Source organism: Streptomyces sp. NBC_00086 (assembly GCF_026343255.1).
Classification (GTDB): Bacteria; Actinomycetota; Actinomycetes; order Streptomycetales; family Streptomycetaceae; genus Streptomyces.
This window is the reverse complement of sequence record NZ_JAPELZ010000001.1, coordinates 7,244,817-7,261,069: the sequence shown is the minus strand read 5'-3', so window position 1 is coordinate 7,261,069 and position 16,253 is coordinate 7,244,817. Positions and strand designations below refer to the sequence as shown.

Annotated in this window: 13 protein-coding genes; 6 read left to right on the top strand and 7 right to left on the bottom strand. The window is 73.4% G+C overall.

The window, feature by feature from the left end; translation table 11 throughout:
- Positions 1-30 precede the first annotated feature (30 nt).
- The gene (locus tag OG276_RS32940) at positions 31-675 is read right to left on the bottom strand and encodes a hypothetical protein (protein WP_266910951.1); all 645 of its coding nucleotides are present in this window, start codon (positions 673-675) and stop codon (positions 31-33) included.
- A 207-nt stretch (positions 676-882) separates the two neighbouring features.
- Between OG276_RS32940 and dacB the strand changes: the two genes are divergently transcribed.
- The 4 genes from dacB (at position 883) to OG276_RS32920 (ending at position 8,542) form a co-directional block, all read left to right on the top strand.
- On the top strand, positions 883-2,523 hold the full coding sequence (gene dacB / locus OG276_RS32935) for a D-alanyl-D-alanine carboxypeptidase/D-alanyl-D-alanine-endopeptidase (protein WP_266910949.1): 1,641 nt from the start codon (positions 883-885) through the stop codon (positions 2,521-2,523).
- Positions 2,524-2,664: 141 nt separating this feature from the next.
- Positions 2,665-5,520 carry a type I polyketide synthase gene (locus tag OG276_RS32930; protein WP_266910947.1) on the top strand — a complete coding sequence of 952 codons (2,856 nt, stop codon included), beginning with the start codon at positions 2,665-2,667 and terminating at the stop codon, positions 5,518-5,520.
- A gap of 82 nt (positions 5,521-5,602) precedes the next feature.
- Positions 5,603-8,053 carry a SpoIIE family protein phosphatase gene (locus OG276_RS32925; protein ID WP_266910945.1) on the top strand — a complete coding sequence of 817 codons (2,451 nt, stop codon included), beginning with the start codon at positions 5,603-5,605 and terminating at the stop codon, positions 8,051-8,053.
- A gap of 258 nt (positions 8,054-8,311) precedes the next feature.
- The gene (locus tag OG276_RS32920) at positions 8,312-8,542 is read left to right on the top strand and encodes a response regulator transcription factor (protein WP_266910943.1); all 231 of its coding nucleotides are present in this window, start codon (positions 8,312-8,314) and stop codon (positions 8,540-8,542) included.
- On the opposite strand, the gene OG276_RS32915 is transcribed toward OG276_RS32920, so the two are convergent.
- From OG276_RS32915 to OG276_RS32895, 5 genes are all read right to left on the bottom strand, one after another.
- Complete coding sequence (locus OG276_RS32915; RefSeq protein ID WP_266910941.1) at positions 8,493-9,524, bottom strand: serine/threonine-protein kinase; 1,032 nt, start codon at positions 9,522-9,524, stop codon at positions 8,493-8,495. The two genes, OG276_RS32920 and OG276_RS32915, sit on opposite strands and share 50 nt — an antisense overlap.
- A gap of 103 nt (positions 9,525-9,627) precedes the next feature.
- Positions 9,628-10,182 (bottom strand): hypothetical protein, encoded by a 555-nt coding sequence (locus OG276_RS32910; protein WP_266910939.1) that lies wholly within the window; start codon positions 10,180-10,182, stop codon positions 9,628-9,630.
- A 111-nt stretch (positions 10,183-10,293) separates the two neighbouring features.
- A complete protein-coding gene (locus OG276_RS32905) occupies positions 10,294-10,779 on the bottom strand; it encodes a hypothetical protein (protein WP_266910937.1) in 486 nt (161 codons plus the stop codon).
- A 121-nt stretch (positions 10,780-10,900) separates the two neighbouring features.
- Positions 10,901-11,497: a hypothetical protein gene (locus OG276_RS32900; protein ID WP_266910935.1), complete on the bottom strand. Its 597-nt coding sequence runs from the start codon at positions 11,495-11,497 to the stop codon at positions 10,901-10,903.
- A 224-nt stretch (positions 11,498-11,721) separates the two neighbouring features.
- A complete protein-coding gene (locus OG276_RS32895) occupies positions 11,722-12,399 on the bottom strand; it encodes a DUF998 domain-containing protein (protein ID WP_266910933.1) in 678 nt (225 codons plus the stop codon).
- 163 nt (positions 12,400-12,562) lie between these two features.
- Between OG276_RS32895 and OG276_RS32890 the strand changes: the two genes are divergently transcribed.
- On the top strand, positions 12,563-12,886 hold the full coding sequence (locus tag OG276_RS32890) for a YciI family protein (RefSeq protein WP_266910931.1): 324 nt from the start codon (positions 12,563-12,565) through the stop codon (positions 12,884-12,886).
- Between the two features lie 3 nt (positions 12,887-12,889).
- Complete coding sequence (locus tag OG276_RS32885; RefSeq protein WP_266910929.1) at positions 12,890-14,887, top strand: sigma-70 family RNA polymerase sigma factor; 1,998 nt, start codon at positions 12,890-12,892, stop codon at positions 14,885-14,887.
- Between the two features lie 38 nt (positions 14,888-14,925).
- On the opposite strand, the gene OG276_RS32880 is transcribed toward OG276_RS32885, so the two are convergent.
- The gene (locus OG276_RS32880) at positions 14,926-16,251 is read right to left on the bottom strand and encodes a PLP-dependent aminotransferase family protein (protein WP_266910927.1); all 1,326 of its coding nucleotides are present in this window, start codon (positions 16,249-16,251) and stop codon (positions 14,926-14,928) included.
- Positions 16,252-16,253: the final 2 nt, after the last annotated feature.

Genomic DNA, 16,253 nt, shown 5'->3' with positions numbered 1-16,253 from the left:
AGGAACCGGTCGGGACCGGCCGGCACCCGGTCAGGAACCGGTCGGGGCGGGCCCTTCGGCGCGGGCCCGGGCCCGCACGGCCTCCGGGTACCGGCGGGTGAAGCGCAGTGCCCCGACGATGGTGAGGATCGGGATGATCCAGCCGGTCCAGGCGTTCTGCGGGTCCCGCAGCACGAGGTCGCCGTACGCACCCACGACCGCGTTGACCAGGAAGGTCAGTCCCCAGACCCCGGTGATCAGGTAGTTCGTCCGTTTGAAGGCCGGCGTGTCCCAGAACTTCCGGTCGACCTGCTCCCGGGCGTACTGGAGGGTGAACGGCACCCCGGCCAGGATGGAACCGAGGGCGATGGCGAAGAGGGTGACGTTCGCGATCTCGCCCGCGTAGGTCTCCAGCCAGCGTCGTGTGCCGTCACTGGCGAACGCCCCGACGACCGTGAGGATCGCGAAGAACACGACGTCGGCGAGTTCCAGGATCTTCAGCGAGGATCCGGGATTCAGCAGACGGCTGCCGACGACGAGGCAGACGGAGATGGCCAGGGCCAGCCCCACCGCCCATTCGAAGCGTCCGGGCCCCACCACGAGGGCGAAGACGATCCAGGGGGACAGCCCCACGAAGGGGCTGTCCAGGAACTGCGCCACCTTGTTCGTGCCGTGGGCACCAGCCGTGTGCGCCATGGGTCGGCCCTTCCTGCAGCAGCCTGGTCCGGTCCCCCTCCCCCTCTCAACGTACGCCGCCTCACCCGGACCGCATCCGCCGCGGGCGGCGCCCCGGCGATGTGCGTGCCGGATGCGGGCGTGCCACGCTGGCGGAACCCTGGGTACTGGTTACACGCGACCGGGTGACGCCTCCGGAGCCCGCCGCCGAGACGAACGGGGCTCGCCGTGCCACGAGGAACGCACCCCCGGTCCCCGCGCCGGCGCATCACCGCCGGATGCGCGGCCCTCCTGTTCGTGGCCCTGACCGCGGGCCCGGCCGCCGGGGCGACACCGCCGACGCCGACGCCCTCCGGCACCGCGCCCTCCGACACCGGTGGCTCCGGCCCGCTCGACCCCCGGATCACGGAGATCATGCGCAAGCCGGGCTACCGCAACGCCCAGTGGGGCCTCCTCCAGGTCGATCCGGAGACCGGACGGACCGTCCACAGCCGGTTCCCCGACCAGCTCTTCATCCCCGGGTCCACCGCCAAGCTGTTCAGCGTCTCCGGCGCCTGGCACGCCCTCGGTCCCGGCCACCGCTTCGTGACACCGCTCTACGCGGTCGGCGAGCGGCGCGGCGCGACCCTGACCGGCGATCTCGCCCTGGTCGCCCAAGGCGATCTGACCATGGGCGGCCGGACCCGCCCCGACGGTACGGTCGCCTTCACCGACCTCGACCACACCTACGCCGACGACGTCCCCGGGGCCACGCTCACCCCGCAGAACCCGCTCGCCGGCATCGACCTCCTCGCGCGCCAGGTCCGCGACTCCGGCATCACCCGCGTCGACGGGAACGTCATCGTCGACGACCGGCTCTTCGAGCCCGAGCCCGTCCTGATCCCCACCCCGACCCCGCTGATCCTCAACGACAACCTCATCGACCTGACGACCACCCCCGGGGACCGCGCCGACGCCCCCGCCAGGCTGGACTGGCGGCCGAAGGTCGCCCCCTACCGGGTCACCTCGACCGTGAAGACCGTGGCGGCGGGAAAGCCGACGGCCGTCACGGTCACGACCTCGGACGACGGCACCCGGATCCGGCTGTCCGGCACGATCGCGGCGGGCGCCGCACCGGTGCTGAAGGTCTCCCCCATCACCGACCCCGCGGCCTTCGGCCGGACCGCGCTGATCGAGGCCCTCGAACGGGCCGGGGTGGACGTGACCGCGGCTCCGGCCGGCGGGAACCCGGTGGACCGGCTGCCCGCGGGCTACGAGGGCCGGGCGCGGGTGGCCGCGTACACCTCGCCGCCCTTCGCCGAGTACGCCGAGCTCATCCTCAAGGTGAGCCACAACCTCGGCGCCAACCTCGGCATGTGCCTGATGGCGGTCACCACCGGCAGCCGCGCCTGCATGGACGGCTTCCCCGTCCTGGCCTCCTTCCTGGACGAGGCCGAGGTCGACCGTGCGCAGGTACAGCTCCTGGACGGGCGGGGCGGCAACCCCGTCGACCGCTCCACGCCGCAGGCTGAGATCCAGATGCTGACGTACTGGCTGCGCTCCCCCGAGGCGCGCCGCTTCCGCGAGGCCCTGCCGATCCTCGGGGTCGACGGGCTGCTGGCCGAGAACTGCCGCGACTGCCCGGCGCGCGGCAAGGTGTTCGCCAAGACCGGGGCCGCCGTCGGGCTGGACGCCCTCAACGACCGCCTGGGCGTCGGCGCCATCACCATCGCCGGCTACCTGGACAAGGGCGACGGCCGCTTCGACGTGTTCTACGCGGGCGTCACCGGCGCCTCGACCCCGACGACCGACCCGAGCGGCATCCTCGACATCGCGAACGACGTCGCCATGATCGCCGCCTACCTCCAGGAGGGCGTGGGCGGCACCTGAGCACGGCAGCACCAGCCCCCGGCCCTGTCAAGTAACGAATAGCCGGGTCTACGGCCCCGCGCCGCCTCCGGGCACGGTGGAAAGCGACCGTCCTGCGCCCCGCAGGAGCGACGCGTCATCCGGACCGAAGGCGGACCCGCCATGACTGACATCGCCATCATCGGACTCGGCTGCCGCTTTCCCGGCGCCCCCGACGTCCTCGGCTACTGGAACCTCCTCCTGCGCGGGGCACGGCAGTTCGGCGCCGTGCCCGCGGACCGCTGGACCCGCGGGACCTTCCACGCCCCCGGCGACCGGTCGGCCCCCCATCCCGCCGCTACGGACCAGGGCGCCTTCCTGGACTCCGTGGACCGCTTCGACGCCCCGCACCACGGGGTGCCGCCCGCCCGCGCGCGGGCCGTGGACCCGCAGCACCGGCTGCTGCTGGACGTCAGCCGCGAGGCCCTCGACGACGCGGGGATGGGCCGCGGCGACTTCGACCGGGAGAACACCGGGGTCTTCGTCGGACTGTCGGTGTCCGACCGCAAGGACCTCGTGACGGCCCGCATGCGCGCGTCAGGCGCCGTCAGCCGCCGGTTCGGCCTGGGCGGACCCGGCGTCGTCGTCGACGCCGCCCGTTCCGGCTCGCTGGTCGCCCTCGACCGGGCGGTGGCCCACCTGCGCCGGGGCAGCTGCCGGATCGCCCTCGTCGGCGGCGTGCACCTCAACCTCGCCCCCGACAGCCTGGTCGGCTTCTCCCGGCTGCGCGCCCTGTCCGCCGCCGGGGTGTGCCGCCCGTTCGACGCGGAGGCCGACGGCTTCGTCCTCGGCGAGGGCGCCGGCGTCGTCGTCCTGCGGCCCCTCGCCGACGCCCTCGCCGCCGGCGACCGCGTCTACGCGGTGATCAGGGGCATCGGCTCGGCCGACGACGGCGCCTCCCCCGGCCCCCTGGTCCCCTCCGTCGAAGGCCGGCTCCGCGCCATGCGCCGGGCCTACGAGGACGCCGGAGTCGCCCCGTCCTCCGTCGGCTTCCTGGAGGCCGACGGCACCGGAACCGCCGCCGGGGACCGTACCGAGGTGGAGGCCCTGCGCCGGCTGCGCACCGAGTACCCCGACGACGACCCGGCCCTGTGCTACCTCGCCTCGGGCAAGGCCCTGATCGGGCACTCCCTGGCCGCGGCGGGCATCGCGGGACTGATCAAGACGGCCCTGGTGGTCCACCACCGCACGGTCGTGCCACAGCCGGCCACCACCCCCCACCCCGACCTGGCCATCTCCGCGGCGGGCCTGCGCTTCGCCGACACACCGCGGCCCTTTCCGGGCGGCGGCGCTCCCCTGCGTGCCGCCGTCAGCTCGTTCGGTTTCGGCGGCGCCAACGTCCACGTGGTACTGGAGGAGCGACCCGAACCGGTCCCCCGACCGGTCCCCGGACGGCCCGCGCACCGCGCCGCCGGTTCCGGGAGCGCCGGAGCCGCCGATGACACCGAGGTCGCCCGGCCCCAGCTCGTCTTCCTCTCGGCCGGAAACCCCGAGCTGCTGGACCAGCACATCGGCGAGGTACTCGACGTACTCGACGTACTCGACGTACTCGACGTACTCGACGCGGCGGACCGTACGCCGCTGGCGGCCGTGGCCCACACCCTAGGCGCGCGGGCGCCGCTGCCGGCCCGGCTCGCCATCGTCGCCACCGGCACGGACGCGTTCGTCGAGCGGCTGCGCCGAGCCCGTGAGCAGCTCCTCGCCGGCGCCCGGGGCGACCTCGGCGACGGCGCCTTCGCCGCCGACGCCCCGCTGCCGGCCGCGCGGCGCCGCATCGCCTTCCTCTTCCCCGGCCAGGGCAGTCAGCGTCCGGGCATGATGCGGGACCTGTACGAGAGGTTCCCCGCCTACCGCTCGGCCGTCTGCGTGCTCAGCGCCGTGGCCCGGGCCGGCCTCGGCTTCGACCTGGCCGACCTGCTCTACGGCGAGGCCTCCGCACCCCGGGCCCCGCTCACGGACAACGGGGAGCTCGGGCGCATGCTCGCCGCCACCGAGGTGTGCCAGCCGCTGCTCGGCACCGTCCAGATCGCGGCCACCCGGGTCCTCGCCGACTGCGGCGTCACCCCCGACCTCGCCCTGGGCCACAGCGCCGGGGAGTTCGCGGCCGCCGCGGCGGCCGGCGCCCTGACCCACGTGGACGCCGTCCGGCTGCTGGTGCACCGGGGCGCGGCCCTGCGGCGGGCCGGGGCCGGGCTCCGGGGCGGAATGCTCGCGGTCCAGACCGACAAGGAGACCTGCCGCCGGCTCGTCGACGGCATCGACGACGTGTGGCTCGCCTGCTTCAACCAGCCGCGGCAGGTCGTGGTCAGCGGCACTCCGGAAGGTCTCGCCGCCCTGCGCGGGGCCTGCGCGGAAGCCGGGGTCGTCACGGCGACGCTCGACGTGTCGAACGCCTTCCACTCCCCGCGGCTGGCCCGCGCCGAGGAGGCCGTGCGCTCGGGCCTCGCCACCCGTCGCATCAGCAGCCCCGCCGTGCCGTTCGTCTCCTCCGTGACCGCGGAGGTCTGCGAGGACCCCGACCGGCTGCGCGGCCTGTGGGCCCGGCACGCGTCCGCGCCGGTCCTCTTCGACGACGCCGTCCGCACCGCCTACGACCGGGGGGCCCGCGTCTTCCTCCAGGTGGCCGGCGGGACCTCGCTCCTCACCTCGGTCCGCCGCAACCTCACCGGCCACGGCGACGTCCACGTCGTCCCCGTCACCGGGGAGGTGCCGGACGACGGACGCACCTTCGTCCTGGCCCTCGCCCGGCTCGCGGTCCTGGGCGCCCCCGTCGACCCGCGCGCGCTGGTCGCCTCGGAGGAGCGCCGGCTCCTGGACCTGCCGGTGGCCAAGGCGGACGGCCGGTCCTGCCGGGTCCCGGCCCGCCGCCCCGCGAAGGAGCCCGCGCCCACCCGGCCTGCCGCACCGGGCCCGGCGGCCCTGCGGCTCGCCGCACCGTCCGCAGCCGCGCCGCTCGCGCAGGCCGCTCCGGGCGCGTGACGGCACTGCGTTGGTGCTCCTTGCCGCGCCGTCTCATGCTTGTCAGTGGAGCCCCTGGCCAGCGAAGGCGAGATGAGCGGCGATGGAGCAACTTCCCACCCCTCCCGGTGAGCGGCCCGCCCGGACCACGCACGCCTCCCCGGGTGCGGCGTACACGGCCACGGCCACCGTCAGCGAGCAGGGCATCGTGACCGGGTGGAGCGAGGACGCGCGTCGGCTGCTCGGCTACCTGGCCTCGGAGGTCGTGGGGATGCCCGCCGCGGATCTGCTCGCGGACCGGCCCGGCGATACCGCCGGATCCGGCGGTACGGGCACTGCGGCGCGGCCGGTCGCACCCGGGCAGGAACGGTGGAGCGGCACTGCGGCGCTGCGCCACCGGGACGGCCGCCGGCTGGACACGGGACTCCTCGCCCACCGCAGGACGGCCGACGGCGGGACGGCCGAGTGGTTGGTGGTGTCCGCGGTGGCGGGGGCGGCGGCCGCGTCCTGGGACGGGCCCCTGGGCGAATGGGCCTTCGACCGCTCCCCTTGTGTCCTGGCGGTCTTCGACGAGGACCTGCGGCTGGTGCGGGCGAACACCGGCATGCACCACGCGCTGTCCCTCACGGAGGCCGAGATGCGCGGGCTGCGCCTGTCGGAGATCGCCCCCGGCCCGGTGAGCGAGGAGGTCGAGCGGGGGATGCGCCGGGCGCTGGAAACGGGCGAGCCGCAGTCCGTGGACGGCTTCGTCCGGCCGCCCGGCGCGGGCTCGGCGAACGGCTGGGCGACCACCCTGGCCCCCGTACCGGGCCCGGACGGCCGGGCACGGGCCGTGTACCTGAGCGCACACGACAAGGCCGCGGGTGAGACCGCCCCGCGCAAGCCGCTCCCGCCGACCCTCGCCGGGGCCCGGATCGACACCGTCCCCGACAGCGCCCGCACCGCACAGGAACTGGCCGACGCGGCCGTCCCCCGGCTCGCCGACTTCGCGGTCGTCGACCTGCTGGAACCCTCCCCGCGCGGCGGGGCCCCGTCCCCGGGTCCCGGTACGGGGGCGCTCACGGTGTCCCGTAGCGCCGTGCGGTCGGTGCTCGGCGGGAGCCAGGAGTCCCGGTTCGCGGTCGGGGAGACGGCCGTCTACCCGGCGCTGTCGCCCCCCGTGGAGTGTCTGGCCGCAGGGCGGGGCGCCGTGTACGGGACCGCCGACCCGGCCGTCGCGCGGTGGGTGGCGCAGGATCCAGGGGCCGCCTGGATCGGCGAGTACGGGACCCATTCGATAATGCTGGTGCCGCTGCGCGACGGCGCGATCACCCTCGGCCTGGCCGTCTTCAGCCGTCACCAGCGGCGCGAGCCCTTCGATCCGGAGGACCTGCGGCTGGCCGAGGAGCTCGCGGCCCGGGCGGCTACGGGCATCCACCGGGCGCGCCGGACCGCCCGGGAGCACACGAGCACCATGACGCTGCAGCGCAGTCTGCTCCCCCACACGCTGCCCGTGCAGTCGGCGCTGGAGATCGCCTCCCGCTATCTGCCCTCCGGCGGCGAGGCGGGTGTGGGCGGCGACTGGTTCGACGTGATCCCGCTGTCCGGAGCCCGGGTGGCCCTGGTCGTGGGCGATGTCGTCGGCCACGGCATGCGCGCCTCCGCGACCATGGGCCGGCTGCGGACCGCGGTGCGCACGCTGGCGGACGTCGACCTGCCGCCCGACGAGCTGCTCACCCACCTCGACGACCTGATCATCCACTTGTCAGCGGACGAGACGGGCCAGGAATCCTCCGGCGGGATCGGCACCACCTGCCTGTACGTGGTCTACGACCCGGTGACCCGCGTGTGCACGGCGGCCCGGGCCGGCCATCCGCCGCCCGCCGTGGTCTCCCCCGAGGGCTCCGCGTACCTCCTCGACGTTCCGGCGGGGCCGCCCCTGGGCCTGGGGGGCCTGCCCTTCGAGACCGTCGAGGTCGAACTTCCCGAGGGCAGCCTGCTCGCGCTGTACACCGACGGCCTCCTGCAGGCCCGCGACCACGACATCGACGAGGCCCTGGACAGCATGCTCGCGGCCCTGATCCAGCCCGCCTCCACTCTGGACACCGTCTGCGACCGGGTGCTGACGGCGCTGCTGACCCACCGCCCGGAGGACGACGTGGCCCTGCTCGTCGCCAGGACCCGGGCCCTGCACACCGACAAGGTCGCCGTCTGGGACCTGCCCGCCGACCCCTCCTTCGTCGCGCAGGCCCGACGGGGCGCCACGGACCAGCTGACCGCCTGGGGGCTCGACGAGGCCGCCTTCGTCACCGAGCTCGTGGTGAGCGAACTGGTCACCAACGCCATCCGGTACGGCGAGGCGCCGATCCAGCTGCGGCTCATCCACGAGGGCACGACGCTGATCTGCGAGGTCTCGGACGCGAGCGGTACCGCCCCGCACATGCGGCGTGCCCGGATCTTCGACGAGGGAGGGCGCGGCCTGCTGCTGGTCGCGCAGCTCACCCAGCGCTGGGGCACCCGGCACACCCTCTTCGGCAAGACCATCTGGGCCGAGCAGTCCCTCGTCGGGTTCTGAGACCTCGGGTTCTGAGACCTCAGGTTCCGGGGAGCTCAGGTTCCGGGGACCCGGACTCTCAGGACCCGGGGTCCGCAAACCTTCCGAGGACCTTCTCCCCTTCCCTGTGACACGCCCGTGACAGACGACGGACAGGTTCGCGAACTCCCACCGACAGGCTCTTTAACACGGACATACATTCACATTCGTGGACATGTCTCCTGCTTCCAAAGGTGCGAGCAGCCGTGATGATCGAGCCGAAGTGCCGGAGGAAGTCCCATGAGCCTCACACTCGTCGCGCACCACACCGCAGCCACCGCAGCCGTCCTCGCCCCGCGCGAGCAGGAAGCCCTCCGCCACATCGCCGCCGGGTGCACCTACGTGCAGACGGCCCGCTCCATGGGACTCTCCAAGCACACGGTCGACGCCTACCTGCGCCGCATCCGGGCCAAGCTGGGCATCAACACCACGGCGGAGATGACCCGCCTGGCCATCTCCCTGGGCCTGTGAACACGGGCCGCGCCCAGTCCGGCGGCTCCCTCGGCGGCTCCCCGGGCGGCGCCTCGCTCCCCGGATCCACGGGGCGCGGAGCGGCCCGCCGGGCAGGTGCGGTGGCGGTGGCGGCACGTAGCGCCGCCACGAATTCCAGGCACGAGTCGTAACGGTCCTCCGGGACCTTCGCCAGAGCTTTCTCCAGTACGGCGCCGGCCTCCGGCGCGATATCCGGCCGCTTCTCCGTCAGGGGAGGCGGCTTGTCGTATTGGTGCGCCCACAGCAGGGCGGGGGCATCGTCGCGGACGAAGGGGGGCCCGCCGGCGAGGGACTCGTAGACGACACAGCCGAGGCTGTAGACGTCGCACCTTCCGTCGACCGGGCGCCCGGAGATCTGTTCCGGCGCCACGTAGTCGATCGTGCCGACGAACTCGCCCGCCGTGGTGAACCCGGTGAGCGCCAGCGATTTCTTCGTCAGCCCGAAGTCCGTGAGGTAGATGTGCTCCGGGTGCTCGCTGTCGGTGCCCGCGGCGACCAGGATGTTGGCGGGTTTGACGTCCCGGTGCACCAGATCGTGGTCGTGGGCGGCGTCGAGCGCGGATGCCACCTGGGCGGCGATGCGCAGCGCGGTCGGGACGGGCAGCGGTCCGTCCCGGTCCAGCAGGGCCCGCAGGTCCGGCCCGGCGACGTACCGCATGGCGATGTAGAGGACCCCTTCGATCTCCCCGGCTTCGAAGACGGGGACGATGTGCGGGTGTTCGATCCTGGCGGCGACCCGGGATTCGTGGGCGAAGCGGCGCCGGAAGACCTCGTCCCGGACGCGCTCCGGGGCGATCAGCTTGAGCGCGACGGTACGGTCCAGGCGCAGGTCCTTCGCCTGGTACACGACGGCCATGCCGCCCCGGCCGATGATGCGCTCGATCCGGTAGCCGGCGATCTGCCTGCCGATGAGGCCGGAGGCCCGGCCCGTATAAAGGCCCTGGTTCGCTGCCGTGCCCATCAGGCGCCTCCCGAAAAAAGTCTATCCAGCGATCCCTGCACACGCCCGTGGGGCGAGCGGTGCTCGCCCCACGGGGGATGTGCCCGGGCCCTCGGCCCGGCGGTCAGTCGTCGTCGCCGCCGGCTCCGCCGTTGCCGCCGCGGCCGCTGCTCTCGCAGCCGACGCCGACGCAGATGCCGCCGTTGCCGCCCCGGCCGCCGCTGCCTCCGTCGCCGCCGGGGGACGCGGTGCCGCCGTTGCCTCCGTTTCCGCCGTTGACGCTGCCGTTGCAGACTCCGGCGCAGATTCCGCCGTTGCCGCCCTTCGTGCCGTCGCCGGACGGCCGGCCCTGGGTGCCGTTCCCGCCGTTGGCGCTGCCGTTGCAGAGTCCGGCGCAGATTCCGCCGTTGCCCCCGTTGGTTCCGTTGACCGTTCCGTTGCAGTTGCCGGCGCAGACCCTGTCCCCGACGCGGACGCTGCCGTTGCCCACTTTGACCTTGCCGGTGAGGCGGCTCGTGCCCGGTCTGCTGTCACCACCGTCCTGCCAGCCGCTGGACGCCGCGACCGTCGTGACCGTGGCCGTCGGCGCCGCCATGGCCGCGGGCGCCATCGCGCCGGCACCGATCAACGTCGACGAGATGACAAGACCTATACGGAACTTCCAGGAACGCGTACGCATGGGATTCTCCTTGCCGATTGATCATTGATGGTTGAAATCGATACCGGAAACGATGTCTGGAATTCGGATGGAGAAAGGCCCGGCCGGCCACCGGCCGGTCGGGCCCGTATATCAGGTGGAGAGGGGGGAGAAGGGGTTGCTGGTACCCATCAGGGCGAACCAGTCGCCGTCCTCGTAGCTCTTCTTCCAGGTGTCGATCTGCTCGGTCGAGATCTTGTACTTCTTGGCGATCTTCTCCTTCATTTCATCGGAGTCGTCGGCCAGCAGGGTCACCACGATGCGCACCTTGTCCACCATCGTCAGCTCCGACTTGGACTTGTCCGGCAGGTCGTCGAACCGGAAGCAGCCGACTCCACCGGGCTTGCCGGGCTCACCGGGCTTGCCGGGCTGACCGCCCTTGCCGCCCTCGCCACCCTCGCCGCCTTCGCCGCCTGCTCCGCCGGACCCGCAGTGGGCGGGCGATCCGGTCATGGGCGAGGAAACGGTGCTCGTGGGGGTGTGGGACTGCGACGCTTGCGCGGCGCACGCCGTGCCGGTGACGAAAGCCAGGGAGGCCGCCGCCAGGATGAGCGGACGCTGCCAGGAGCTCGTGAACATGGGGGTTCTCCGTTTCCGTGTGCACGGATGTCGCTGATCAAAGAAGGGGTGGTGAGGGTGGATCTGGGGGGTGGAGGCCCTGAAGGCCTCCACCCCGTGGAGCAGGGTGCGGGGTCAGCGATCAGAAGATGCTGATGCCTCCGGCACCACCGTTGCCGCCGAGGCCGCCGAACAGACCGCCGAAGCCGCCCTTGCCGCCCTTGCCGCCCTTGCCGCCCTCGAAGACGCCGTTGCCGCCCTTGCCGCCGTTGCCGCCCTGGCCGCCGATCAGGAGGCCGTCGCCGCCGCCGCCGGCGTTGCCACCGCTGCCGCCGAAGAGGCCGCTGCCGCCCCCGCCGCCGTTGCCGCCCTTGCCGCCGACGACGCCTTCACCGCCGCCACCGCCGCCACCGCCGCCGCCACCGACCAGGACGCCGTCGCCGCCCTTGCCGCCGTTGCCGCCCTGGCCGCCGGTGCCGAGGACGCTGCCCCCGCCGGAGCCGCCGGAGCCGCCACCGCCGCCGATGAGGCCGCCGCCGCCTTCCCCGCCGTCCCCTCCGGCGCCACCGGCGGCCGGGAGGGCGGTGGCCACATGGGCCGTCACCGGGGCCGCCGTCGCCATGGAGGCCGGAAGGATGACCGCTCCCGAGATCATGGCGGCCGATGCGACCAGGGTCGCCATGCGGAATCCACGACGGTTGGTGCGGACGACGTTGTTGGTGCGAGTCTTACGGTTCATGACCTTCTCCTATTGCTTATGTGCCCCGGGTATTCGGGACGGTGGGGTATTCGAGGGGAGAGGAGGAGTTCCTCGGGTGAGGCTTTCCGTCTCTTCCTCGTGCCTCAAGTAAGCCCCGGCCGGCACATCCGGGTCATGTTCCGGAAACTCGGGACTTGACACCCTCCGCGTCACGGGTTAAAAGCCCGGGAGACCCCATGGATGGACCCCGTAGACCCCGCAGATCAGATGCCGCGGCGACTGCGGTGCGCGACCACGGAGACCCAGAGCAAGGCCGTGACGGCTCCGACGGCCAGCGTCAGGGTGCCCGCCGGGCCGCCGGCCATGGCCCAGCCGTTGCCGATCAGGAGGGCGGTACCGGCGACCCGGGAGGCGATCGCGTACCGGCGGTTCCCGGTGCGGCCGAAGTGCCGGCCCAGGACGTAGCAGGCGGCGATCAGCGAGGTGAAGGTGACCGACCCGGCGGCGAAGTGCGCGTAGCTGTGCCAGGTGAGGGTGGCGGTCTCCACGGAAGGGGCGCCCAGGGGGAAGCCGTCGACCGGGTCCATGACGAAGGCTCCCGCGGCGATCATGCCGATGCCGGCGATCCGGACCAGCCGTGGCGCCCACGTGGCTCCGGGGGCACCGCGCAGGGCCCGGCGCAGGCCGGTCGCCCCGATGGCGAGCAGGACGCCGGCGAGCAGGAAGTTGGTGATCTGGAGCCAGCCGAGGCTGCCGTTGCTCAGCGCGCTCAGCGGGTGGCGGGTGATGTCGAAGCCCTGGCGGGTCGCGGCCTGGGTCAGGGAGACGACCGCCCACAGCGGGGAGGCCACGACCACGCAGGTGAGCAGGGAGCGGGTGGTGGCGGAGACGGGGGCGGAGGAGGAGACGGTGGCGGTCGCGGTGGGGGTCCGGGTGCTCATGGCAGGTGCCTCTCGGGTTCGTCGTACGCGGCTTCGTTCGGTTCTCGCCGATACGTCGAACCGGCGATGTGACAGGGAATGCGCGCGTTCCCTGTCACATCGCCGGTTCGACGTGTAAGCAGGTACCGGCAGCAGCTCGGCACCACGAGACGAGGGAGTCCCCATGCGCTACCTGATGACGACGAAGCCTTCCGAGACCGCCCCCGACGAGCGGCTGTACGCCGAGATGGGCAAGTTCATCGAGGAGCTGACGGCCGCCGGCGTACTGCTGGCCACGGGCGGCCTGGAACCGGGCGGCATCCTGGTGGCCTCCACCGGCGAGGAGATCACCGTGACGGACGGGCCGTTCGCCGAGGCCAAGGAGGCCGTGGCCGGTTTCGCGCTGATCGAGGTCCGGTCCAGGGAAGAGGCGATCGAGCTGGCCCGCCGCTTCCGCAGGATCGTCGGTGACGGGGAGAGCGTGGTCCAGCAGGTCTTCGGCCCCTGACCCGTGCCCGACGCCTCGCGGACGATCGACGCGGTCTGGAAGCTCGAATCGGCCAAGATCATCGCCACGCTCACCCGCCTGGTGCACGATGTCGGCCTGGCCGAGGAACTGGCCCAGGACGCGCTCGTCGCCGCGCTCGAACAGTGGCCGGGCGCCGGGGTCCCCGACAACCCCGGCGCCTGGCTGACGACCACGGCCAAGCGCCGGGCGGTCGACCACATCCGGCGCTCCCGGATGCTGACGGACAAGCAGGAGCAGCTCGCGCACGAGCTGGAGGAGAACCGGGAGCACCAGGAGGAACAGGAGCCCGAACAGGACGACGTCCTGCGGCTGATGTTCCTCTCCTGCCACCCCGTGCTGCCCGCCGAGGCCCGTGCGGCGCTCACGCTGCGGCTGCTGGGCGGCCTGACGGCCGAGGAGATCGCACGGGCCTTCCTCGTCACGGCGAGCGCCGTCACCCGGCGGATCGCCGCGGCCAAGCGCACGCTGGCCGAGCACCACGTGCCCTTCGACCTGCCGGAGGGGTCCGAGCTGCCCGAGCGGCTGTCCTCGGTGCTGGAGGTCATCTACCTGATCTTCAACGAGGGCTACTCGGCCACCTCGGGCGACGACCTGATGAGGCCCGGACTCTGCCTCGAAGCCCTCCGGCTGGGCCGGCTGCTCGCCGAGCTGGCCCCCCGGGAGGCCGAGGTGCACGCCCTGGTCGCGCTGATGGAGATCCAGGCCTCCCGTTCGGCGGCGCGCACCGGTCCCTCGGGCGAGCCGGTCCAGCTCCACGAGCAGAACCGGGGGCGCTGGGACCCGCTGCTCGTCCGCCGCGGCTTCACCGCGATGCTGCGCGCACGGGAAGCCGGCGGGGCCCCCGGCCCGTACATGCTGCAGGCGGCGATCGCCGTGTGCCACGCGCAGGCACGCACCGCCGAGGAGACCGACTGGACCCAGATCGCGACCCTGTACGGGGCCTTGGCGCGGCTGCTGCCGACGGCGGTGGTCCGGCTCAACCAGGCGGTGGCGCTCGGCATGGCCCACGGTCCGCAGGCCGGCCTCGACCTGGTGGACTCCCTGGTCGCCGATCCCGTGCTCCGCGACTACCACCTCCTGCCCAGCGTCCGGGGAGACCTGCTGCTGCGCCTGGACCGGGGCCCGGAGGCCCGGCTGGAGTTCCTCCGGGCGGCGGCCCTCGCCAAGAACGCCGCCGAGCGCGCCTTCCTGCGCCGGCGCGCGGAGCAGGTCCCCGCCACCGGCGGCCCGGCCGGTCCCGCGCCGGGTCCGACCCTGGGCCGGGCCGCGGAGGGCTTCCTGGGCCGGGCGGATCTGGACGCGGCGACGGTCCGCTCGTACGGGCAGACCCTGCGGCGGCTGCGCCTGGACCTCGGCGACGCCGCGCCGCTGTCCCGGCTGACGTCCGAGGAGGTGGCGCGGGTGTGCTCGGCCGCCTGGGGCGCCGCGGCCGCCCGCACCTGGAACCGGCACCGCTCGGCCGTACGGTCCTTCGGCGCCTGGGCCGGCCTGGACGGACTCGCGGCAGGGCTGGAGCGGCGCCCCGAGCCCCGGCCCCGGGCGTCCGCGCTGGACCCCGCGCGGCTCGACGCGCTGTGGAGCGATCCCGAAGTACCGCTGCGGGAACGGGCCCTGTGGCTGCTCCTGCACGAATCGGCCGCGGGGGTCACGACCGTACTGTCCCTGAACGTGGAGGACCTGGACCTGGAGGACCGCCGGGCCCGCGCGGGCGGCACGTGGGTGAGCTGGCGCTCCGGGACGGCCCGCCTCCTGCCCCCGCTGCTGGCCGGCCGCACCCGGGGCCCGGTGTTCCTCTCCGACCGGCGCCCCGGCCCGGCCCGCACCCCCGCCCCGGCCGACCTCTGCCCGGACACGGGCCGGCGCCGGCTGTCGTACGAGCGGGCCGAGCACCTCTTCAAGGAGGCCACCAGGCCCCTGGACCCCGCCCGCGAGGGCTACACCCTCCGCCGCCTCAAACCCGGCCCGAAGGAACGGGGTTGATGGTGACGGCCCGGCGGGGCGCCCGCCGGAGCGGCGTGTCAGAGGAGGTCGTCGACCAGTTTGGCCAGTCGGTCGAGGCCCAGGGAGATCTCCTCGGGGGTGAGGACACTGACGGACAGCCGGACCTGCGTCAGGCCGCCCGCGCCGTCGTAGAAGTGGTGCATCGGTGTCCACAGCACGCCGAAGCGCGAGGCCGAGTACTCCAGGGCCGCGTCGTCGGCACGGAAGGGGAGCGTCAGGACGACGAACATGCCGCCCCGGGGCGCGTTCCAGCCGACTGCTCCGTGATGGGCCCAGGTGGGACCGAACCGGCTCTCCAGGCCCTCCAGCACCGCCCGCAGGTTGCGCCGGTAGACCGCCGCCTCCCGGGTGGTGGCGGCGACGACGTTGCAGCCGTTCTCGACCAGGAAGCCGCCTATCACGGCCTGCGCCACGGTGGAGGTGTTCAGCGTGACCATGCTCTTCAGCTTCGCCAGTTCGTCGGCGAACAGGCTCTCCCGCCCGTCCTCGCCGACGACCACCTGGTCCGCGACCGCGTAGCCGACGCGCGCCCCCGCGAAAGCGCTCTTCGCGAACGAGCCCAGGTAGACCACCCGGCTCTCGGTGTCCAGCGCCCGCAGTGTCGGTGGCCGCTCGCCGTCGAGACGGAACATCGAGTACGGGTTGTCCTCCAGGACCAGCACGTCTTCCCGCGCCGCCAGTTCCAGCAGCGCCCGCCGTGCCGACACCGGCATGCTGACGCCGCTGGGGTTCGCGAAGTCCGGTACGACGTACACCACCCGGGGCCGCGCACCTTCCGACCTCGCTGCCCGGATCTGCCGTCGCAGGTCCGCCAGATCGATGCCGTCGGGGCCCTCGGCCACCCCGCGCACGGGCATGCCGGCGATCCGGGCCGCGCCGATGAAACCGACGTACGACGGCGTCGCCGCCAGCGCCACGTCGCGCGGGTCACGGTGCAGGGCGCGCAGCACCAGGACCATCGCCTCCTGGCAGCCGGTGGTCACCACGATGGACTCGGGATCCACCTCCAGACCCTCGTCGATCTCGAGATGGCGGGCGATCAGGTCGTGGATGACGCCTTTCGTGCGCCCGTACTGGAAGAAGGTCCGTCGCACCTGGGAGGGGGACAGGGAATGTTCGCGCTCCAGGTGTGCGGCGAAGGCCGCCAGATAGCGCGGCAGGTCGTCCAGTGCGTAGAAGCCCTCGTACGGGCGTCCGGCGGCGAACGAGACGGCGTCGGGGAACCTGCCCGCTATCTCGTTCAGGAGGGTCATCGAGGTCAGAGCGGGATCGGCGACGGAGCCGTGCAGATCGGACATGGCCATGCGGACCCGCGGCCGGCGCGGCGAGGCTTCTTCGGGCATCG